This is a genomic window from Duganella sp. GW821-FHT07G03, assembly GCF_059418605.1.
On sequence record NZ_JBWKQE010000022.1, the window covers coordinates 1 to 19266 of the forward strand.

The 19266-nt window shown below is 60.6% G+C and carries 21 protein-coding genes; 14 read left to right on the forward strand and 7 right to left on the reverse strand.

What is annotated here, in order from left to right:
• Positions 1-391 precede the first annotated feature (391 nt).
• From AC07OK_RS23500 to AC07OK_RS23525, 6 genes are all read left to right on the forward strand, one after another.
• On the forward strand, positions 392-562 hold the full coding sequence (locus AC07OK_RS23500; RefSeq protein WP_494692557.1) for a hypothetical protein: 171 nt from the start codon (positions 392-394) through the stop codon (positions 560-562).
• Position 563: 1 nt separating this feature from the next.
• Complete coding sequence (locus AC07OK_RS23505) at positions 564-1280, forward strand: energy transducer TonB (RefSeq protein ID WP_494692558.1); 717 nt, start codon at positions 564-566, stop codon at positions 1278-1280.
• 59 nt (positions 1281-1339) lie between these two features.
• On the forward strand, positions 1340-1693 hold the full coding sequence (locus tag AC07OK_RS23510; protein WP_494692669.1) for a CPCC family cysteine-rich protein: 354 nt from the start codon (positions 1340-1342) through the stop codon (positions 1691-1693).
• A 916-nt stretch (positions 1694-2609) separates the two neighbouring features.
• The gene (locus AC07OK_RS23515; protein WP_494692559.1) at positions 2610-2855 is read left to right on the forward strand and encodes a DUF7660 family protein; all 246 of its coding nucleotides are present in this window, start codon (positions 2610-2612) and stop codon (positions 2853-2855) included.
• A gap of 82 nt (positions 2856-2937) precedes the next feature.
• A complete protein-coding gene (locus AC07OK_RS23520) occupies positions 2938-3477 on the forward strand; it encodes a hypothetical protein (protein ID WP_494692560.1) in 540 nt (179 codons plus the stop codon).
• 166 nt (positions 3478-3643) lie between these two features.
• Positions 3644-4282, forward strand: a complete 639-nt coding sequence (locus AC07OK_RS23525; protein ID WP_494692561.1) for a hypothetical protein — start codon at positions 3644-3646, stop codon at positions 4280-4282.
• 1 nt (position 4283) lies between these two features.
• Here the strand turns inward: AC07OK_RS23525 and metH are convergent, their stop codons facing one another.
• On the reverse strand, positions 4284-8057 hold the full coding sequence (gene metH, locus AC07OK_RS23530) for a methionine synthase (RefSeq protein ID WP_494692670.1): 3774 nt from the start codon (positions 8055-8057) through the stop codon (positions 4284-4286).
• Positions 8058-8305: 248 nt separating this feature from the next.
• On the opposite strand from metH, the gene AC07OK_RS23535 reads away from it, so the two are divergent.
• Entirely contained in the window at positions 8306-8503 is a 198-nt protein-coding gene (locus tag AC07OK_RS23535; RefSeq protein ID WP_494692562.1) for a BrnA antitoxin family protein, read from the forward strand.
• A 17-nt stretch (positions 8504-8520) separates the two neighbouring features.
• Here AC07OK_RS23535 and AC07OK_RS23540 read toward each other — a convergent pair whose 3' ends face one another.
• Positions 8521-9156 carry a TetR/AcrR family transcriptional regulator gene (locus AC07OK_RS23540; protein WP_217945110.1) on the reverse strand — a complete coding sequence of 212 codons (636 nt, stop codon included), beginning with the start codon at positions 9154-9156 and terminating at the stop codon, positions 8521-8523.
• A gap of 143 nt (positions 9157-9299) precedes the next feature.
• On the opposite strand from AC07OK_RS23540, the gene AC07OK_RS23545 reads away from it, so the two are divergent.
• The 5 genes from AC07OK_RS23545 to AC07OK_RS23565 all read left to right on the forward strand — a co-directional run bounded on the left by AC07OK_RS23545 (position 9300) and on the right by AC07OK_RS23565 (position 13990).
• Positions 9300-9962, forward strand: coding sequence for a DUF3313 domain-containing protein (locus tag AC07OK_RS23545; RefSeq protein WP_494692563.1), 663 nt, complete (start codon positions 9300-9302; stop codon positions 9960-9962).
• A 41-nt stretch (positions 9963-10003) separates the two neighbouring features.
• Positions 10004-10462, forward strand: a complete 459-nt coding sequence (locus tag AC07OK_RS23550; RefSeq protein WP_494692564.1) for a hypothetical protein — start codon at positions 10004-10006, stop codon at positions 10460-10462.
• Complete coding sequence (locus AC07OK_RS23555; protein ID WP_494692565.1) at positions 10459-11382, forward strand: DUF2145 domain-containing protein; 924 nt, start codon at positions 10459-10461, stop codon at positions 11380-11382. Before AC07OK_RS23550 ends, AC07OK_RS23555 begins: the two co-directional genes overlap by 4 nt.
• A gap of 365 nt (positions 11383-11747) precedes the next feature.
• Positions 11748-12878, forward strand: coding sequence for a serine hydrolase domain-containing protein (locus AC07OK_RS23560; RefSeq protein WP_494692566.1), 1131 nt, complete (start codon positions 11748-11750; stop codon positions 12876-12878).
• 11 nt (positions 12879-12889) lie between these two features.
• Positions 12890-13990: an endo-1,4-beta-xylanase gene (locus tag AC07OK_RS23565; protein WP_494692567.1), complete on the forward strand. Its 1101-nt coding sequence runs from the start codon at positions 12890-12892 to the stop codon at positions 13988-13990.
• Here the strand turns inward: AC07OK_RS23565 and AC07OK_RS23570 are convergent.
• Entirely contained in the window at positions 13987-14625 is a 639-nt protein-coding gene (locus tag AC07OK_RS23570; RefSeq protein ID WP_494692568.1) for an NAD(P)H-dependent oxidoreductase, read from the reverse strand. The two genes, AC07OK_RS23565 and AC07OK_RS23570, sit on opposite strands and share 4 nt — an antisense overlap.
• Before the next feature lie 102 nt (positions 14626-14727).
• Here AC07OK_RS23570 and AC07OK_RS23575 point away from each other — a divergent pair, with 102 nt between their 5' ends.
• On the forward strand, positions 14728-15108 hold the full coding sequence (locus AC07OK_RS23575; protein ID WP_494692569.1) for a MerR family transcriptional regulator: 381 nt from the start codon (positions 14728-14730) through the stop codon (positions 15106-15108).
• On the opposite strand, the gene AC07OK_RS23580 is transcribed toward AC07OK_RS23575, so the two are convergent.
• Both AC07OK_RS23580 and AC07OK_RS23585 read right to left on the reverse strand, forming a co-directional pair.
• The gene (locus tag AC07OK_RS23580; protein WP_494692570.1) at positions 15071-15679 is read right to left on the reverse strand and encodes a 2-hydroxychromene-2-carboxylate isomerase; all 609 of its coding nucleotides are present in this window, start codon (positions 15677-15679) and stop codon (positions 15071-15073) included. The genes AC07OK_RS23575 and AC07OK_RS23580 overlap by 38 nt on opposite strands.
• Before the next feature lie 2 nt (positions 15680-15681).
• The gene (locus AC07OK_RS23585; RefSeq protein WP_494692571.1) at positions 15682-16503 is read right to left on the reverse strand and encodes a CmcJ/NvfI family oxidoreductase; all 822 of its coding nucleotides are present in this window, start codon (positions 16501-16503) and stop codon (positions 15682-15684) included.
• A 105-nt stretch (positions 16504-16608) separates the two neighbouring features.
• On the opposite strand from AC07OK_RS23585, the gene AC07OK_RS23590 reads away from it, so the two are divergent.
• Positions 16609-17535, forward strand: a complete 927-nt coding sequence (locus tag AC07OK_RS23590; protein WP_494692572.1) for a LysR substrate-binding domain-containing protein — start codon at positions 16609-16611, stop codon at positions 17533-17535.
• 4 nt (positions 17536-17539) lie between these two features.
• Here AC07OK_RS23590 and fmt read toward each other — a convergent pair whose 3' ends face one another.
• Both fmt and def read right to left on the reverse strand, forming a co-directional pair.
• Positions 17540-18496, reverse strand: a complete 957-nt coding sequence (gene fmt, locus AC07OK_RS23595; protein WP_494692573.1) for a methionyl-tRNA formyltransferase — start codon at positions 18494-18496, stop codon at positions 17540-17542.
• Positions 18497-18514: 18 nt separating this feature from the next.
• On the reverse strand, positions 18515-19057 hold the full coding sequence (gene def / locus AC07OK_RS23600; RefSeq protein ID WP_494692574.1) for a peptide deformylase: 543 nt from the start codon (positions 19055-19057) through the stop codon (positions 18515-18517).
• Positions 19058-19266: the final 209 nt, after the last annotated feature.

Below are 19266 nucleotides of genomic sequence, written 5' to 3' on the forward strand. Positions count from 1 at the left end.
ACAACGGTCATTAAATCTCCTTGATGGCGGCAGTGTCCTGCCAAATGACCGTTTACACAATATTATTTACACCCTCGGAAATAAATTCGGTAATTTTCACCAAAAATCCGAGCCGTTGGCGTGGTGCTTATCAGCTCTCGGTTCAGGTCTACGGAGCCGAACATCGTATTTGGCTCCCCCTTCGCAAGCCGTCGCCTGTCCCGCTAATTCGACAGATGCTGTTTGCAAACTTCAAAGATAAGTTCATAGAGTCTGAGATATAAGAGGCGCGCCAAACTCCGCATAGGGTTATGAAAAGCTACACTCAAGTTCGCCTTGCGACTGGGTAAGGTCTGAGTTTTCTTTCTATAATATTTCAGTGAGTCTCCGCCCAGTTATTGACAACTTTGACATGATCGATTCAGTCGCGCTGTTGACGGGCTTGACCGTCACCCCGACCAAAAACAATGGGGCGACTTCCGCCTTGCGTGACAATTCGTGGATTTTGCAGATGAGCAAGATGCTATTCTGTGTGATCGGCCGGAACCGGCCAAAAGCCGCCGGTCGCGTAGTTGATTTTTGATATGGAACGAAACCTGACTGCTAACCAAAACATCTATTTTTATAGATTCAGATATATAAACAATTTGAGCATTGCACCATCTATGCTACTAATTTATGCCTTTCTTTTTGCAATATGTCTACCAAATTACGTCGTTGCTGCGGAGATAGGTAATTCATCGAACCCTATGCCTCCAGCGGCAATGAATGATACAGAGCCTTGCAAACTCGCCTGGCCGAGTTCAACTCCGAACAAGATGGCTCGAGTTGTTGAGATGAAATTGCTTGTTCGAGCGGATGGCAGCGTAGGAGACGGACAGATAACCCGCCCATCTGATAGCCAGGGTCTCGACAGTGCGACTTTGAACGAAGTGACAGATTGTAAATTTATCCCGGCAATGCACGAGGGAGTTGCTGTTGATGCTTGGTTTTCATTTAAATATGATTGGAAAATCAATTATCCTTTTATTTCCCCCATGATTCAAATGAAAACTTGCGACATGCCGCACTATCCCAAGGAGTCATTGCGCAACAATAATACCGGAACCGTGAAAATGGCTTTCCTAATCGACGTAAACGGCGGTGTACGCAATACTCGATTAGTAAGGTCAAGCGGTTTCTCAATACTGGATTCCGCCGTTAAAGATGGAATTGAACTATGTAAATTTTCTCCTGCAACTGATGATGGAAAACGGGTCGAGGCATGGTCTTTTATTGAATACAATTGGACGATGGACTAGGCAATAGGTGCTGCTATCGGCCAGAAGCCGACGGTGACAAGTATTTTTTGAAGGCGTTTATGTTCACATGTCCTTGCTGCGGGTATGAGGTGTTTGGCGAGTTTCCTGGCTCCTATGATATTTGCCCGATTTGTTTTTGGGAGGACGACGTCTTCCAACTCTACTTCCCCAGTCAGGGAGGTGGTCCGAATCCAGCGAGTTTGATAGAAGCTCAGGTCAACTTTATTCAGTTTGGTGCATGTGACCGTGCCATGGCTAAAAACGTCCGTGAGCCGGCAGCTGAAGAAGTCCGTGATAGCGCCTGGTTCCCTCTTTGGGAACGTCGGGTAGACGTTCCTGACTCGCAAAATAGTGGAGCGCACCCTCAACACATGACTTCGAAAAACGACCTTTACTATTGGCTCCGCAGCTGATGGATTTGCAGGTTTGGACTGTATGCGGCCAGAAGCCGCCGGTCGCGGTATATTTTGTGAGTATGAATTTTCCGGAAAGTTTCTGTGAATAAATCAAATCGATACGAACCTGGACTGTCGCGAAGAAATTTCTACGGTGCTGTAGCTGGTGTGTTACTCGGCAGCATTATGAGCGCTCTATATGCAAAGTCGGCTCTGACCTATTTTAGTGATTTTGTGCCATGGGTCGGACCAGCAGTGATAGTTGGATTAGTTGGTCTGACGATGATTGCGATTCTCCTGTTGCTGCTCATTTTCAGACGCCCCACCACGAAAGGCGAATGACCGCAACGGGCGGTTTCCGCGCTGCGTGGAAATTCGGGAGTTTTGCAGATGGGTAAGCTGCTATCCTGATCGCCTTCGGCCGGGTACGGCCAATAGCTGACGTTCCCAGGCAGATGCCAACACGTGTTTACTAGCCGTCGAGTTAAAACATTTTTAATACATTGGCGTAAAATGCAGCGTTCACCAATAAGGCATCAACCCTCAAATGGACAGGCCAGCGATATTCTCTGAAAACAGCGTCTTATCCAAAAAGACACTTAAATTTTCCTTCATTGCTTTTAGTGCCCTTGTGGGGTTAGCCATTCTTCACTTCATTGGACTTCGAACTGAGCAAGAGTGGACTTCACAAGTAAAGGCCCTCGAGATTCTGGCGTTCATAACGTTTCACATTCTCCTCGGACTATCTGCTAAGCAGTCAGGTAGAAGCTTCTTGTTATACGGACTTGTTTCTGTGTTTCCTCCGATTCTTGGCGGCTCGGTGGCTCTTGCGATTCTGTGTCAGAAACTACGGCATTCGATTGTAGGAAAATCTTACTAATGCTCAGCTGTTGGTTAGGCGCGGAGCGTATCGACACTAACTTGGAAGCGAAACATGCAGTTGCACGAACAGCTTGAAGCGGTAATTGATGAGGCGACGTTTTTGGAGTTTGTCCGTTCGCTTGCTAGCGACCGGCGAACCGATTGCAATGCTTGGGAAAATGATTCAATTGAAGATTTCTTAGAGGCTTCTGGTAGCTGGGCCGAGGATTCTGGATTCGGAGTTAGCCAGGGGCTTTCAACAGCGTCACCATGGAAGAAGTTTGCAGTGTTCCTTTACTGCGGCAAGATATATGAATAGGCGATCAGCGTTGCAGACGGCACACGGCCAGCAGCAGCCGTTCACTACAATCAAAAAAACACGTTAAATGCACTGGAATCCAATGGCTCGCCTTCAAAACAAGCTAATCAGCGTGATACTCGCAGTAATTTCCTTTGTGCCCGCACTGATGTTACTCGCAACCTTCAACACTTCTATGATTGACGGGAGTATTGCTAGGAGCCACGAGATTGAACGAGAGTTTACAGATGCCGTGACTCTAATTGATGATTTTTATATAAAGAATTCTCGACTCCCTACGCAAGAAGAATTTCGCATTTTGGCATCACTCCCAGAAGGTAGTCCCCTGATGTTTTCGCCTCCACCATTTGATGCAAGCATAGTTGCCGAAGCTGGTAAGCCGCCGCCACGCGGCTATGTGCTCGATTATTGGAGAGGGGAGTCGATGGAGCGATATGTTTCATGGACAAAGCGGTCAACACTGAAATTTGACGCGTCACAGTACTTTCTCTTTCATAACCAATTGGCTCAAGCTGCGCTTATGTTTGGTCTGGCTTCATTTTGTGTTGTAACGAGCACTTGGGCATGGCCAAATAAAAAGGCGTCATCTGTACTTGACCAGAGCGTCGCTTCGACTGAATAACGAACGTCCGCAACGGGGCGCAAGCCGCCGGTGGTCAGATGCGATCTGCAAGGTCAGGACTGGGCCACTAAAAGTTGATCAAACCAGACCAGGCACAACATTAGCCTAAAGTTTCTGCAAAACAACCCGTTACATAAGGATACAAACCGTTTTCGTGAGCTTTTGAATGGCGCAATCCGTCAGGGCCCTGATCGCGCACTGCGTGAACCAGGTGATCCGCCAATACTATCCTGAACAATATTGTTCGCTGTGCCATGTGTACGCCATCGTCGGCTCCAACCTGATCAGCATCGTGCTGGGCCGGGTGTACCGGCCGGTGGCGGGTCTGGCCGCCGTCGATTGCGGTGGCGGCCAGTTGATGCGCATGATGGACAACGACGCCTTCGCCAATCCAGTTGGCGGGGCGTATCACTGCTGGATCGAATCGGCCGACGACCTGATCGCCGAGCGCGAGGTGGTCGACCTGACTTTCCGCCACAACCACACTTATGCGGTCAAGAACGGCTATGGCTGGCAGCGCGAGTTGCCGCCCGCTTTCCTGTGGGGACCGCACAGCCGCATCGCCGTGCAGGCGCCGCCGGACGCGATCCCGGACGCCTTCCCGGACGGCATGGTGTGGCTGCATGAAACCGAGGAAGGCTGGCAGTGGATGACGCAGCAGTTGCTGGCGCATCAAAACGCCTTCGTAGCGCTGACGGCGGAGGCGCTGAAGCTGTTCCAGGCCAGCCTGCCGCCGGACTCCATGCTGATGGGGCAGCCGGCGGCGAGCGCGCCGGCTCCCGTGGCGGCGCTGGCGCCGCTCTGAATCAGGACAGGTTAGGGGCCAGCCAGCGCTCCATGTCGGCCTTGTCCACCTGACGGCGAGCGGCCATGTCGTTCAGCTGGTCCTCGCCGATTTTCCCGACCACGAAGTACTTCGATTCCGGGTGCGCGAAGTAGAAGCCCGACACCGCCGCGCCGGGATACATCGCAAACGATTCCGTCAGCACCATGCCGATGTCTTCGGCCTGCATGGTGTTGAACATCTCGCGCTTGATGGTGTGCTCCGGGCAGGCCGGATAGCCCGGCGCCGGACGGATGCCGACATACTTCTCGGCGATCATGTCGTCGTTGCTCAGCGCTTCGCCGGTGGCATATCCCCACAGGTCGGTACGCACGCGCTCGTGCAGGTATTCGGCGAAGGCTTCGGCCAGGCGGTCGGCCAGTGACTTCAGCATGATCGACGAGTAGTCGTCGTGCGCGTCTTCAAAGCGTTGCTCGTACTTCTCGATGCCCAGGCCGGCGGTCACGGTGAACATGCCGATGTAGTCCTTGATGCCCGACGCTTTTGGCGCGATGAAATCGGCCAGGCACTGATTCGGGCGCTGCACGCCGTCCACCACCGGCTTGACGCCTTGCTGGCGCAGGCCGTAGTAGGTGAAGTCCACGGTGTCGCGGCTGTCGTCGGTGTAGATCTCGATGTCGTCGTCGTTGACCGTGTTGGCCGGCAGCAGGGAGACCACGCCGTTGGCGGTCAGCCAGCGGCCGTCGATCAGTTTTTTCAACAGCGCCTGGCCTTCGGCAAACACCTTGGTCGCCGCCTCGCCGACCACTTCGTCGGTCAGGATGGCGGGGAAAGGACCAGCCAGATCCCAGGTCTGGAAGAACGGGCCCCAGTCGATGTACTTGGCGATGGTCGCCAGGTCGACATTCTTGAACTCGCGGCGGCCGATGAACTTCGGCTTCACCGGCGCGGCCGCGCCGGTGAACGGCACCACCATCTTGTTGGCGCGCGCGTCCTTCAGCGACAGCATCGGCAGCGCCTTCTTGTTGGCGTGCTGCTCGCGGATGCGCACATAATCCTGCTGGATATCGTCGATGTACTGCTGGCGGCTTTCCGGCGTCAGTAGCGACTGCGCCACCGACACCGAGCGCGATGCATCCGGCACGTACACCACCGGGCCCTCGTAGTTGTGGGCGATCTTGACGGCGGTGTGGGCGCGGCTGGTGGTGGCGCCGCCGATCAGCAGCGGGATCTTCAGCATGCGGAAGTGCTCGTCGCGCTGCATTTCCTTGGCCACGTGGGCCATCTCTTCCAGCGACGGCGTGATCAGGCCGGACAGGCCGATGATGTCGGCGTTTTCCAGCTTGGCGCGCGCCAGGATCTCGGAGCAGGGCACCATCACGCCCATGTTCACCACTTCGAAGTTATTACACTGCAGGACCACCGAGACGATGTTCTTGCCGATGTCGTGCACGTCGCCCTTGACGGTGGCGATGACGATCTTGCCCTTCGGCTTGGCGACGATGCCGGTGCGCGCTTCCTCGGCCTTTTTCTCTTCCTCGATGTAGGGGATCAGATGGGCCACGGCCTGCTTCATCACGCGCGCCGACTTGACCACCTGCGGCAGGAACATCTTGCCCTGTCCGAACAGGTCGCCGACGATGTTCATGCCGTCCATCAGCGGGCCTTCGATCACGTGGATCGGGCGGCCGTTGGCGGCCAGCACCTGCTGGCGCATCTCTTCGGTGTCGTCGGTGATGAACTGGGTGATGCCGTGCACCAGCGCGTGCGCCAGGCGCTTCTCGACCGGGGCGTTGCGCCATTCCAGGTTCTGCGCATCCTGCTTGCCGGCGCCGGCCTTCAAGGTGCCGGCGATGTCGATCATGCGCTCGGTGGCATCGTCGCGGCGGTTCAGCACCACGTCCTCGACGCGTTCGCGCAGCTCGGCCGGCAGGTCGTCGTACACCCCGACCATGCCGGCGTTGACGATACCCATGGTCATGCCGGCCTTGATCGCGTGGTACAGGAACACGGTGTGGATCGCTTCGCGGGCCGGGTCGTTGCCGCGGAAGGAGAACGACACGTTGGACACGCCGCCCGAGATCTTCGCGTGCGGCAGGTTGTCCTTGATCCAGCGGGTGGCGTTGATGAAGTCCACCGCGTAGTTGTTGTGCTCTTCGATGCCGGTGGCGATGGCGAAGATGTTCGGGTCGAAGATGATGTCTTCCGGCGGGAAGCCGACGGTGTTCACCAGCAGCTTGTAGGCGCGCTCGCAGATTTCGGTCTTGCGCTCGAAGGTGTCGGCCTGGCCTTTTTCGTCGAAGGCCATGACGATGACGGCGGCGCCGTAGCTGCGGCACAGCTTGGCCTGGCGGATGAATTCCTCTTCGCCTTCCTTCATCGAGATCGAGTTGACGATGGACTTGCCCTGCACGCACTTCAGGCCCGCTTCGATCACCGACCATTTCGACGAGTCGATCATGATGGGCACGCGCGAGATGTCCGGTTCGGAGGCGATCAGGTTCAGGAAGCGCGTCATGGCCGCCAGCGAATCGAGCATCGCCTCGTCCATGTTGATGTCGATGACCTGGGCGCCGTTTTCCACCTGCTGGCGGGCCACGCTGAGCGCTTCGTCGTACTGCTCGTTCAGGATCATGCGCGCGAAGGCCTTGGAGCCGGTGACGTTGGTGCGCTCGCCGACGTTGACGAACAGCGAGTCGTCGTCGATGGTGAACGGCTCCAGACCGGACAGGCGCTGCGCCACCGGCACGTGCGGCACGCTGCGCGGCTTGACCTTGGAGAGGATCTCGCCGATGGCCCGGATGTGGTCCGGCGTGGTGCCGCAGCAGCCGCCGGCGATGTTGATGAAGCCCGCTTCGGCGAACTCCTTGAGCAGCGCCGAGGTGTCGGCCGGCAGTTCGTCGAAGCCGGTGTCGCTCATCGGGTTGGGCAGGCCGGCGTTCGGGTAGATGCAGACGAAGGTATCGGCGATCTGCGACAGCTCTTCGGCGTAAGGCCGCATCAGCGCCGCGCCCAGCGCGCAATTGAGGCCGATGGTCAGCGGCCTGGCGTGGCGCACCGAGTTCCAGAAGGCCGGCACGGTCTGGCCGGACAGGATGCGGCCGGAGGCGTCGGTCACGGTGCCGGAGATCATCAGCGGCAGGCGCGGCACGCCGGGGTTCTCTTCGTAGAATTTGTCGATGGCGAACAGCGCGGCCTTGCAGTTCAGCGTATCGAAGATGGTCTCGACCAGCAGCACATCGACGCCGCCTTCGATCAGGCCCTTGGTCTGCTGGTGGTAGGCGTCGACCAGTTGGTCGAAGGTGATGTTGCGGGCGGCCGGGTCGTTGACGTCCGGCGAGATCGACGCGGTTTTTGGCGTCGGTCCGAGCGCGCCGGCGACGAAGCGCGGCTTGTCGGCGCTGCTGTACTTGTCGCAGGCGGCGCGCGCTAGCTTGGCTGCTTGCACGTTCATCTCGTAGGCCAGGTGGCCCATGTGGTAGTCGTCCTGGGCGATGGTGGTGGCGCCGAAGGTGTTGGTCTCGATCAGGTCGGCGCCGCCGGCCAGGTAGCGCTCGTGGATCTCCTGGATCACGTGCGGCTGGGTCAGCGTCAGCAGCTCGTTGTTACCCTTGACGAACAGCTCGCGCGCGCCGGAACCGGCGGGGGCGGCGAAATCGATGAACCGGCCGTTGGGGCCGCCGCGGTACGCGGTTTCATCCAGCTTGTACTGCTGGATGATGGTGCCCATCGCGCCGTCGAGGATCATGATGCGGCGCGCAAGGATCTCGCGCAATTGGGCATCGGTCTTGGACATGACGGGGCGGGACACGTTGTTATTCATTTGTTACTTTCTGTGGTCGTGGACGAGCGCGCTGGGAGTTGCTGGCGGTCTAAAATTATACGGCATCGCGGAACTTGCTTCAGCAGACTGCCGCGGCGCAGCAACAATCTGCCAAATTTGCCTGTTTTTTCAGCTCCCGTGGCTACGCGCATACTTCGGTGAGCGCCATGCCGCGGCGCGTTCTATACTTGAAAGGTCGTCGCCGTCGGAGGAGAAACGATATGAACGAGGCTATTGATTTCAGCGACATTCCCGAGCTCGATGACGAGTTTTGCAAGGACGCCAAGATGCGGCCGCCGCTGACGCAAAAAGATACGGTACTGTTGGACCACGATATCTATGAGTGGTTCAAAAGTAAGGGCTCGGACTATCAGCAGCGGATTAATTTGCTCTTGCGTAGCCACATGCACAAGCCTTAAGCCGGCATGCAACTCAACTAACTCCCAGTTGCCAGCGGCCTGGGCGTCGCGCCGGCGAAGAACATGTCGGTGGCGCGCTTGACCACCTGCCGGATTTCCTGCGGCGACAGCGGCGGCGGGTCGCGCTGGTACAGGCGCACGTCCACTTCCGCCGTCAGCAGCGACAGGAACTGCTGGGCGGTGACCTTGGGATCGGCCTGGCGGATGTCGCCCCGTTCCATGGCGCCCGACAGCACCGCCGCCAGCGTCTCCACCGACGTGCGCGGACCGGCGTCATAGAACAGCTGCCCGACATCGGAGCGGCCCGCTTCAGCCACCACCATGCGGTAGACCGCCAGCGCACTCTTGTCGTTGGCCAGCACGCCCAGCATCCGCTGGCCGAAGTGCTCCAGCGCCGACTCCAGCCCGGCGCGGCTCATCGGCGCGGTCGACAGTTCCCGCGTTGCGTCGGCCAGGTGGCCGGTGGCGCAGGATTGCACCACCGCGACAAACAGCGCTTCCTTGGACGGGAAGTAGCCGTATAGCGTGACTTTCGATCCGCCCCAACGCTTCGCCACCTCATTCATCGACGCGCCGTCATAGCCGGCTTCCTGAAACAGCGCGTCGGCTGCCTCGATGATGGCCTGGCGGCGCGCCTCGGTACGTACCTTCATTGCTACTCCATATCTGAACGCTACCGTACATTTTATGCGCAAACACGCTTGACAGTGGTGGCTAATCACTCAATACTGTACCAGTGTGTTCAGTTATGGAAATCTTGAACGGTTGCTTCTTCCCTCACAAATAAGGCCATGCCATGCACTCCTCCCTCAAATTGCAGTTTCCCATCCTGCTGGTGCTATGCGGCGCCATCGCCGGTTGTGCCAGCACCCAGCCGGTCGCTTATGGCGGCCTGGCGTCGGCAGCTCAGTTGCGCCCGAACGCGGACGACAAGTCCGGGCGGGTTCCCTACAGCTACTCGACGGCGGTGACGCTGCGCGACTATTCGAGCATCATCATCGATCCGGTGCTGGTCTATCGCGGCCAGGACAGCCAGTTCGAGGAGGTCAGCGATGAACAGAAGGACATGCTGGCCGCCTACATGCAGGGCGAGTTCGAGTCCAAGCTGCGCAACCGCTTGCGTATCAGCAGGGACGCGGGTTGGAAAACGCTGCGCCTGAAACTGACGCTGACCGGCGCCAAGTCGAGCACGCGCTTCCTCAGCACGGTGACGCGCTTCGACCTGGTCGGCGGCCCGTACAACATCGTGCAGAGCATACGGGGCAAGGAGGGCACCTTTACCGGATCGGTGAGCTATGCGGTGGAGCTGTACGATGCCAGCACCAACCTGCTGGTGAGCGCGTATGTCGCCAAACAGTATCCCAGCCCGATGAATATCTCGGCCAGCCTGGGGCCGATGGATGCGTCCAAAGCCGGCATCAGGAACGGCGCGGACGAGTTGCTGGCCGCGTTCAATTGAAAACATCTATACTTGCTGTTTGAAAAAACTGAGGATATCCGATGCCTATTTCCCTCCCATTCCGCCTCATCGTCGCCGCCGGCGCGCTGGGCCTGGCCCTGCATGCCAACGCCGAAAGTTTCGCCTCGTCGGCGTCGAGTGCCGGTTCCGCATCCAGCGGCAGCATTTCCGATTCGCTCAACGGTTCGAGCAACAGCTCGGGCGGCGACAAGCGCAAGGTCGCCGACGGCGAGTACCGCATCATCCAGATCGCCGCCACGCCGGAACGCAGCGACCGCACCCGCATCACGATGCAGGCCAACGATCCGGCCCAGCGCATCGTGCTGGATCTGCCGCAGACCACCTTCGACAAGCAGCAGCTCGCAGTCGGCGATGCGATGTATGCGCAGAACCGCGTGTACGGCATCGAGTTCGGCCGCGGCGATACCCATCAGCCGTTCTACCTGGTGCTGGCCGACGAGTGGTACGGCGAGCTGGCTTCGCGTCCGGTCAGCCTTTGAAGCCAGGCCGCGCGCTGGCGCTGGTCGCGTTGACCTGCGCGGCGCTCGGTGCGGGCGGGGCGGCGCAGGCCGCCGGCTCGTCCGGATCTTCCCGGTTTTGCGATCGCGGCGAGCCGTTGTCCGCCGCCGAGCAAGACCGCTTGTTGCGCTTTGCCGCCGTGCTGCGCGAGGAACTGGCCGGCGTCGGCGATGGCGTGGCGCTGGTCAGCCGCTCGGGCCTGGACTTGTCGCGCTTCGATATCCGCTATTCGCATGCGGCGCTGGCGTGGCGTTCGGAGGCCGGCGCCTGGTCCGCGCGCCAGCTGTACTATGCCTGCGACGAAAGCCGTCCCCGCATCTTCGACCAGGGCCTGGCCGGCTTCGCGCTCGGCACCGACGATCCGGCGCTGGGCTATGTTTCCGTAGTGCGCCTGCCGAACGAGGCGATCGCCGCATTGCGCCCGGCGCTGCTCGACGGGCCGCGCGTGCAGCATCTGCTGGCGTCCCAGTACAGCGCCAGCGCCTACGCGTTCAGCGTGCGCTACCAGAATTGCAATCAATGGGTGATGGAGATGCTGGCCGCCGGCTGGGGCGATCTGCCCGACGGCGACGACCTGCGCGTACGCGCGCAAACCTGGCTGCGCGATGCGCGCTATACGCCGCAACCGGTGCAGGTGGGCTCGCGCTTGCTGATGCTGGCTTCGCACTTCGTGCCGCTGCTGCATCTGGACGACCATCCGGACGAGGACCGTTCTGCCATGCAGCTGCGTGTCAGCCTGCCGTCCACGGTGGAGGCGTTTGTGCACCAGCGCTATCCGGCCAGCGAACGCGTCGAGTTGTGCCACGACGATGAGCGCATCGTCATCCATCGCGGCTGGACGCCCATCGCCGCTGGCTGCAAGCCGGGCGAGGGCGACCGTGTGGTGTCGCTGCGCGATTAAGTCGACCACGTGGGTGATGCCGAAATGTTACCGGCCCAGGCCAGCAGGTGGTGGGCTTTAAGCGGTCACCTTAAGCTTGCCTTCATCAGGCTCCGGCGTTGATTGATATAATTGATACCCTTTAAATCAACGCCAATTCACATGCGCATCTCCATCCTCTTTACTGCCCTGGCTTTGGCATCGGTATTATCGGCCTGTAGCACCGCCAACATTTATGACTCCCTGCAAGACCATGAACACGACCGTTGCAGCGCAATGAGCGACCCTGACCGCAGCACTTGCATGAACCGCTCCTCGACCAGCTACGACGATTACAAGAAGCAGCGCGACCAGGCCACTGGCAAGCGCAACTGAGGCGCATCAAGATGTCCCGTCCGCTACGCATGGCGCCCGCGCGCTGCGCTCTGATCATCGGCATGACGCTGTTTGGTGCCTGTGCGACGTCACAGGCCGCCGCCGATGCTCTGCCAGCCCAGGCTCAGAATGACGGCGCAGCCGAACGCGTGCGTGCCATCGACGCCATGCTGCAGCGTTATCTCAAGCCCGGCGTACCGGGTGCGGTGGTATTGGTAACCGACCATGGCAGGCCGCTGTTCCGCAAAGCCTACGGCCTGGCCAAGGTCAGCGAAAATGTCGCGCTCGATCCCGGAATGAGCTTGCGTGTCGGCTCCATCACCAAGCAATTCACGGCAGCGGCAATCATACTGCTGGCTGAGCAAGGTAAGCTCGCGCTGTCCGACAAGGTCGGGCAATACCTGCCTGTTTTCGCCGGGGCGGACAGCCCGGTCACGATCGAGCATTTGCTCACGCACACCTCCGGCATCCGGAATTACACCGAGCTGCCGCACTTCGTCGAACGCATGAACGCGGATGTCAGCGTGGAGGATGGCATCGCCTTCTTCAAAGACGCCAAACCTGAATTTGCCCAAGGTGACCGCTTTGCATACAGCAATTCCAACTACTTCCTGCTGGGGGCCATCATCGAGCGCGTGTCCGGCATGTCTTACGCGGACTTCATGGCGCGCAACGTCTTCGAGCCGCTGCAGCTGACGCACACCCGCATCGAAACCGCCGCCGCTGCTGCCGACGTCATCGGCTACACACAGGAACGCCGCAAGGTGACCGTGTCGCCGGATTACAGCATGCGCTGGCCTTACGCGGCAGGCGCGTTACGCACCAGTGTCGATGACCTGGCACTGTGGGACCAGGCCATCGTTCACGGCAAGTTGCTGAAACCCGAATCCTGGCAGCGGATGGCCACCAGTTACCGCCTGCACGGCATACGCGCGACTGGCTATGGCTACGGCTTTTTCGTCCGCAGCATACGGGGCAAAGCTGCGATTGAACACGGTGGCGATATCGGCGGCTTCAGCGCCGACATGATGCGCTTCCCGCAGGAGGGCATTTTCATCGCCGTGCTGGCGAACAATGACGCTGGCGATCCAGCTCCAGACGAGCTGGCGGCAAAGATCGCGGCCCTCGTCCTGCCACGTTGAACGAGGTCATCATGACGGCTTACCCTGCCTTGCGTTCCGCCTTGCTCACCGCCCTGTTCGCCGCGTTCCTGCAGGGCTGTGCTGCACCGGAACCTGCCGCCGGCATACCGTCGCTGGCGCAAGCATATCGCGGCAGGCTGCGGCTCGGTGCCGCTGTTGAACCAGGCCAGTTGAATACGCCCGAGGGACGGCTGCTCGCCGCACAGTTCAATAGCGTCGTGGCCGAGAACGTCATGAAGCCTTCGCGCATCCAGCCTAGCGAAAACGAATTCCATTTTGCGCCAGCCGATGCGATCGTCGATTTCGCCCAACAGCACGGCATGGCGGTCAGAGGCCATACACTGCTGTGGTACAAGCGCACGCCGGACTGGTTTTGGTCCGGCAAGGACGGCCAACCGGCGTCGCGCGATCTGGTGTTGTCGCGCCTGCGGCAGCATATCGAGACAGTGGTGGGCCGCTACAAGGGCAAGGTCTCTACCTGGGATGTGGTCAACGAAGTCATTGATCCGGCCCAGCCTGACTGTCTGCGCCACGACCAATGGCTGCAAGTGGTCGGCCCCGACTATATAGACTGGGCTTTCCGCTACGCGCACGCGGCCGATCCCGACGCGCGCTTGATGATTAACGACTATTCGACGACGCTGCCCGCAAAGCGCTCATGCCTGCAGCGTGTGGTGCAAGGCTTGCTGGCGCGCGGTGTTCCTGTCCATGGCGTGGGGCACCAGATGCATATTTCGATTTTCGAACCTGCGGTTGCCGAGGTGGATGAAACGCTGGCGGTGTTCGCCCGCCTGGGACTGGAAAACCAGATTACCGAAATGGACATGAGCCTGTATCAACGCCATGCCTACTTGCTGCCGGATGCCGTGGACCGTCTCCTGTCGGTACAGGGGCAACGCTATGAAGCGCTGATGAAAGTCTTTCTTTCCCATCCGGAGTTGACGGTGGTGACGTGGTGGGGCATCTCCGACGCCCATACCAGCCGCAACGCGGGCTGGGACTGGTGGCGCAGCGATGCGCCCTTGCTCTTCGATAGCCAACAGCACCCCAAGCCCGGCTATTGGGGTGCATTGAAGGCCGTGCAGGACTTGTCGCCTGCGGGGGCCCCTTAAGCGACTTCGGTGATCAGGTTGGGACGCGAACGGCGCACCTTCTTGAGGTTGACCAGCCAGTCGCCTTCCGGTTGGCGATAGCCGATCGGCAGCATCACCACGCTGCGCAGCTTGCGCTCCTTCAGCGACAGGATCTCGTCGACGGCGGCCGGATCGAAGCCTTCCATCGGCGTGGCGTCGACGCCTTCAAACGCGGCGGCCACCATGGCCACGCCCAGCGCGATGTAGGCCTGGCGCGCGGCCGAATCGAAATTGCCCTGCTGGCCGCGCGCGGCGACGATGCCCAGCAGCCGCTGGCGGTACGCTTCCCAGCCTTCGTTGATAAAGCCGCGCTGCTCGTTGGTCAGGTCGAACATCATGTTGACGCGGTCGGCGGTGATGTCGTCCCACGCCGCGAACACCAGCAGGTGCGAGCTCTCGCTGATTTGCCCCTGGTTCCAGCCTGCCGCCTGGATCTTGGCGCGGATGTCCGGGTTGGTGACGACGAACACTTCGAACGGCTGCAGGCCGCTGGAGGTCGGTGCCAGGCGGATCGCTTCCAGGATGTGTTCCAGTTTTTCGTCGCTTACCTGCTTGGCGGGGTCGAACTTCTTGGTGGCGTAGCGCCAGTTCAGTTTGTCAATTACATCGGTCATTTGTGAACTCCAGTGTGAAATCGTGAATGCGCCCCCAGTTAGCAAGCTCTGGAGTACCGATCTATAATAAGTTTCAAGCTAACTTGAGAGTCAAGGCGCAAAATGAAAATAGGTGAATTGGCCCGTAAAACGGGCTTGACCCCGTCCACCATCCGGTTTTACGAGGAGCAGGGTCTGCTGACGCCCATTTCGCGCACCGCCGCTGGTTATCGCGAATACTCCAACTATGCGATGGAGCGGCTGCACGTGATCCAGGTGTCGAAGCGCCTGGGATTCTCGCTCGATGTTATCCGGGGCATGTTTGGCGCCAACGGCCAATGCCTGAAGACGGAGATTTTGGAACGTACCGAAACCCGCCTGCGCGAAGTCGAGGAGCAGCAGGAGGCGCTGGCGAGCCAGCACCGCGAGCTGCTGGCGCTGCGCGCCATCCTGCAGGACGAGAGTATCAGCCGGCCGTTCTGCGCGGAGCTTGCGGTGAACTGAGCGCCATCGTCAGCGCGTCGTCCAGCCGGTCGTTCCCCCAGAACATGGCGTCGCCGACCATGAAGGTGGGCGCGCCGAAGATGTGGCGGGCCTTGGCCTGTTCGGTGCGTTCGCGCAGCCTGGCCTTGTTCTCGTCTGTTTGCGCGGCGCGCAGGATGGCTGTGGCGTCTTGTCCCAGCGCGGACAAGATCTCCGTCATGCATGGTTCGCTGGCGATGTCGCGGTCCTCGGCGAAGTTGGCCAGCATGGTGCGTTCGCAGAAGTCGGTCATCCACGGCTGCTCTTCGCACAGGATGCCGATGCGCGCCGCCAGCAGCGAGTTGCGCGGGAAGGTGGACGGCTGCCGCCACGGCAGGCCGTACTTGGCGCACTGGCGCGGCATGTCCTGCCACACGTAGGCGCCTTTGTCCTTTTGCAGCACGAAGGGCGAGTTGTTCCAGCCGGCGTCCTTGAAGATGGGGCCGAGCAGGAAGGGCCGCCACACCACGCCGTCCGGCGCCAGCTGGCGGATGCGCATCACGCTCAGGTAGCTGTAGTTGCTGGCGAAGTCGAACCAGAATTCCATCCTCATTTTTATCTCCCTTTGTGGATCAGCAGGCAGCGGATTTCTATGCTTTCCCGTAGCGGTGCATCGGGCGGCGCGTCGGCGTGTTCGAAGGCGGCGTGCGGCGTGTACCTGGCCACCGGCCCGGGCGCGGAGTCGAACTGCTTGAACACCAGTACCTCGTCGCGCGTCATCGCCGGGAAGTACGACCATGCGTGATCCGTATTGTGCACCGCCTGGTAGATTTCACCGTTCCGTTCGGGATAAAAAATATCGCTGGCCACCAGGTCGGCGGGCGTGGCGCTGCGGGCGTCGCACACGGCCAACGGCGCGTCGAGCACCGGATGGCGGATCGAGCGCCACAGGTTGATGATGCTGTAGCGCTGAACGTCGGCGGTGTCACCTTGCAGTTCCAGTTCCAGCCTGCGCCGCGCCGATGCGGGCGTGAAGTCGCAATGCACGCGGCCCGCCGCGCCGGGACGCTGGCCTTCGATGCGGCCGAAGGCTTGCGGCGAGCCGGGTGTGCGCTTGCGGACCAGGTGGTCGAACACGAAGGCCTGGCTGGCGCCGGTCAGCGCCAGGGCCAGCTCGGCGACTTCGGGATAGTAGAGCCGCACGACTTCGTCCTTGTCCGTGAAATCGTGCACGGCGCTGGGGACGTGGCGCAGCAGATAGCCTTCGCGGTCCAGCGACAGGTGCCTGTCGGCGCGGGCGTCGCGTATCGTCACCGGCATGCGCTGGTAGCTGGCGTTCTGCCACGGTTGGCCGTCCGGCGGCGGGTACATGTAGGTGTATGGCCGGTCCGGTGTCGGCCGCAGGTACTCCAGCGTGGCGGTGGTGGTGTGTGTCATCGCATCCTCCTTGAAAGCTCCATTGAATCCGATCGCCACGCCGCGCTCAAACGATATTCCTGGTGCTTTCGCATTCCCAATACGCATGCGTGATACATTCACGGCATGGTTAATCGTCTCCTGGATCTTCCGCCGCTGGACTTGCTGCGCAGCCTGGTCGCAGTCGGCCGGCGCATGAGTATCACGCTCGCCGCGCAGGATATGTGCGTGACCCAATCCGCCCTCAGCCGCCAGATCCAGGCGCTGGAGGCCACGCTGGGCTATCGCGTGCTGGTGCGCGGCCATCGCTCCATCGAGTTCACTGCCGAGGGGCGGCGGCTGTTCCGCCACGCCGATGCGATGCTGGAGCAATTGGGCGAAGTGGTCGCCAGCCTGCGGCCCGGCGATGCGCGCCAGGCGGTGACCATCAGCGCCAGTATCGGCGTGACGGCCTTGTGGATACTGCCTCGCCTGAACGCCTTCCAGCAGGCCGCGCCGCAGATCGATGTGCGCGTGGCGGCCAGCAACCGCTTCGTCGACCTGGAGCGCGAGCAGGTGGATTTGTCGCTGCGTTATTGCCGGCCGCAGGATGCGCCCGAAGGTGCGCTGCGGCTGTTCGACGAGGCGCTGGTGCCGGTGGCGCATCCGGCGCTGGCGGTGGCGGCGATCGAGGATGCGGCGCAGTTGCGGCGACAGGTGCTGCTGGAGTTTGACGACGTGTCGCGCCCGTGGCTGCAATGGCCGGCGTGGTTGCGCGGCGCCGGTGCGGGGGGCGTCAAGCCCAAGGGCGTGCTGCGCTTCAATCAGTACGATCAGGTGGTGCAGGCGGCTCTGGCGGGGCAGGGCGTGGCGCTGGGTCGGCTGGAATTGGTGCGGCCCTTGCTGGAGCAGGGCAAGCTGGCACTGGCCAGCGCGCTACCGGCGACGGCCAGCGACTACGCGTACTGGCTGATCGCCCGCAGCGCGCTCAGCGCGGATGCGGTCGTGGTGCGGGATTGGATACGAAAGGAAGCGGCGCGCGGTAAGGCCAGGGCCAAGCCATGCGCAAGCTAAATCATCAAGCGAAGCTCAAACCTTCGAGCGGGAAGCCTTTGATGAACTCCGCAGCCGGCAAGCGCTTGCCGCCCGGCTTTTGCAGTTCCGTCAGGCGCAGCGAACCGCTGCCGCAGGACACCACGATGCCATGCTGCGCATCGGCCGCCAGCACCTGGCCGGCCGGCGCCTTGCTGTCGGCTTCCCGCACTTCGGCGCCCCACAGCTTGACGTTGACGCCGTTGACCGCGCCATGCGCGCCGGGGAAGGGATTGAAGGCGCGGATCTTGCGGCTGATCTCCAGCGCCGATTGCGTGAAGTCCAGCGCCGCTTCTTCCTTGCTGATCTTGGCGGCGTAGCACACGCCCGCTTCCGGCTGTGGCACGGCTTCCAGCTGGCCGTGCTTCATCTTGTTGAGCGCTTCGACGATCATCTTGCCGCCCAGCGCGGCCAGCTTGTCGTGCACCATGCCGGTGGTGTCCTGCTCGCCGATGGCGATGCGCTCGATCAGCAGCATCGGGCCGGTGTCCAGGCCTTCCTCCATCTCCATGATGGTGATGCCGGTCTCGCTGTCGCCGGCCTCGATGGCGCGGTGGATGGGCGCGGCGCCGCGCCAGCGCGGCAGCAGCGAACCGTGGATGTTCAGGCAGGGCTTGATGTCCAGCGTGGCGCGCGGCAGGATCAGGCCATAGGCCGCCACCACCATCACGTCATACGGCGTGGACAGCAAACGCGCATGCGCTTCCTTCGCCTGCTCGGCGCGCACCGGGTCCTTGCTGTCGGTGCGCAGCGACAGCGGCTGCAGCACCTCGATGCCTTGCGCCAGCGCGTACTGCTTGACGGCCGATGGCTGCAGATGCATGCCGCGTCCGGCCGGGCGGTCCGGCTGGGTCAGCACCAGCGGAATCTCGAAGCCCGCCTCGTGCAAAGCTTGCAGCGCCACGGCGGCGAATTCCGGCGTGCCGGCGAAGATGACTTTCATGCGTTATCCCTGTGCGGCTTAGAAACGGCGGCCGGCGGCGCGCAACTGGGCTTCGCGCGCCATGCCGCGCTCTTCCTTGACGAGCTTGGCCTTGATGCGGTTGCGCTTCAGCGGCGACAGGTATTCGACGAAGACCTTGCCCAGCAGGTGATCCATTTCGTGCTGGATGCAGACCGCCAGCAGGCCGTCGGCTTCCACTTCGAACGGCTGGCCCTTGACGTCCAGCGCGCGCACCTTGATCTGGGAGTGGCGTTCGACGCCGTCGTAAATGCCCGGCACCGACAGGCAGCCTTCGTCGTAGATCTGCTTCTCTTCGCTGGCCCAGATGATCTCCGGATTGATGTAGGCGACCAGCGCATCCTTGGTCTCGGAGATGTCGATCACGACCAGTTGTTCGTGGACGTCGACCTGCGACGCGGCCAGGCCGATGCCCGGCGCTTCGTACATGGTCTCGGCCATGTCGGCGACCAGTTGTTCCAGTTTGGCGTCGAAGACGGTGACTGGGGTGGCGACTTTATGCAGACGCGGATCGGGGTAACGCAAAATATTTAAGATGGCCATATGCAGTAACTGTGTTGATAACTATGTGAAAACTAAGTGAGTGCCTTGATAACGCGCGCCGCGTCGAGGGCGTCGCCGCCGTCATTTTCCCGATCAAAAATGCAACAACCGCGCGGGCTGTCATTGCGCGGTTTCTCTTGCTAGTTCAGGGTTTTATGGGCAGAATTTGATTCAATTTAGCAAGCCTTTTCCGTTGATTGGGCGCTTCT

What these genes read in the sequence shown, in the direction of transcription:
- AC07OK_RS23565 (WP_494692567.1), top strand. Translation starts at nt 12,890, where the DNA reads ATGACGGCTTACCCTGCCTTGCGTTCCGCCTTGCTCACCGCCCTGTTC.
- fmt (WP_494692573.1), bottom strand. Translation starts at nt 18,496, where the DNA reads ATGAAAGTCATCTTCGCCGGCACGCCGGAATTCGCCGCCGTGGCGCTG.
- AC07OK_RS23575 (WP_494692569.1), top strand. Translation starts at nt 14,728, where the DNA reads ATGAAAATAGGTGAATTGGCCCGTAAAACGGGCTTGACCCCGTCCACC.
- AC07OK_RS23525 (WP_494692561.1), top strand. Translation starts at nt 3,644, where the DNA reads ATGGCGCAATCCGTCAGGGCCCTGATCGCGCACTGCGTGAACCAGGTG.
- AC07OK_RS23585 (WP_494692571.1), bottom strand. Translation starts at nt 16,503, where the DNA reads ATGACACACACCACCACCGCCACGCTGGAGTACCTGCGGCCGACACCG.
- metH (WP_494692670.1), bottom strand. Translation starts at nt 8,057, where the DNA reads ATGTCCAAGACCGATGCCCAATTGCGCGAGATCCTTGCGCGCCGCATC.
- AC07OK_RS23570 (WP_494692568.1), bottom strand. Translation starts at nt 14,625, where the DNA reads ATGACCGATGTAATTGACAAACTGAACTGGCGCTACGCCACCAAGAAG.
- AC07OK_RS23515 (WP_494692559.1), top strand. Translation starts at nt 2,610, where the DNA reads ATGCAGTTGCACGAACAGCTTGAAGCGGTAATTGATGAGGCGACGTTT.
- def (WP_494692574.1), bottom strand. Translation starts at nt 19,057, where the DNA reads ATGGCCATCTTAAATATTTTGCGTTACCCCGATCCGCGTCTGCATAAA.
- AC07OK_RS23510 (WP_494692669.1), top strand. Translation starts at nt 1,340, where the DNA reads ATGTTCACATGTCCTTGCTGCGGGTATGAGGTGTTTGGCGAGTTTCCT.
- AC07OK_RS23550 (WP_494692564.1), top strand. Translation starts at nt 10,004, where the DNA reads ATGCCTATTTCCCTCCCATTCCGCCTCATCGTCGCCGCCGGCGCGCTG.
- AC07OK_RS23535 (WP_494692562.1), top strand. Translation starts at nt 8,306, where the DNA reads ATGAACGAGGCTATTGATTTCAGCGACATTCCCGAGCTCGATGACGAG.
- AC07OK_RS23540 (WP_217945110.1), bottom strand. Translation starts at nt 9,156, where the DNA reads ATGAAGGTACGTACCGAGGCGCGCCGCCAGGCCATCATCGAGGCAGCC.
- AC07OK_RS23590 (WP_494692572.1), top strand. Translation starts at nt 16,609, where the DNA reads ATGGTTAATCGTCTCCTGGATCTTCCGCCGCTGGACTTGCTGCGCAGC.
- AC07OK_RS23580 (WP_494692570.1), bottom strand. Translation starts at nt 15,679, where the DNA reads ATGAGGATGGAATTCTGGTTCGACTTCGCCAGCAACTACAGCTACCTG.
- AC07OK_RS23505 (WP_494692558.1), top strand. Translation starts at nt 564, where the DNA reads ATGGAACGAAACCTGACTGCTAACCAAAACATCTATTTTTATAGATTC.
- AC07OK_RS23520 (WP_494692560.1), top strand. Translation starts at nt 2,938, where the DNA reads ATGGCTCGCCTTCAAAACAAGCTAATCAGCGTGATACTCGCAGTAATT.
- AC07OK_RS23500 (WP_494692557.1), top strand. Translation starts at nt 392, where the DNA reads ATGATCGATTCAGTCGCGCTGTTGACGGGCTTGACCGTCACCCCGACC.
- AC07OK_RS23545 (WP_494692563.1), top strand. Translation starts at nt 9,300, where the DNA reads ATGCACTCCTCCCTCAAATTGCAGTTTCCCATCCTGCTGGTGCTATGC.
- AC07OK_RS23560 (WP_494692566.1), top strand. Translation starts at nt 11,748, where the DNA reads ATGTCCCGTCCGCTACGCATGGCGCCCGCGCGCTGCGCTCTGATCATC.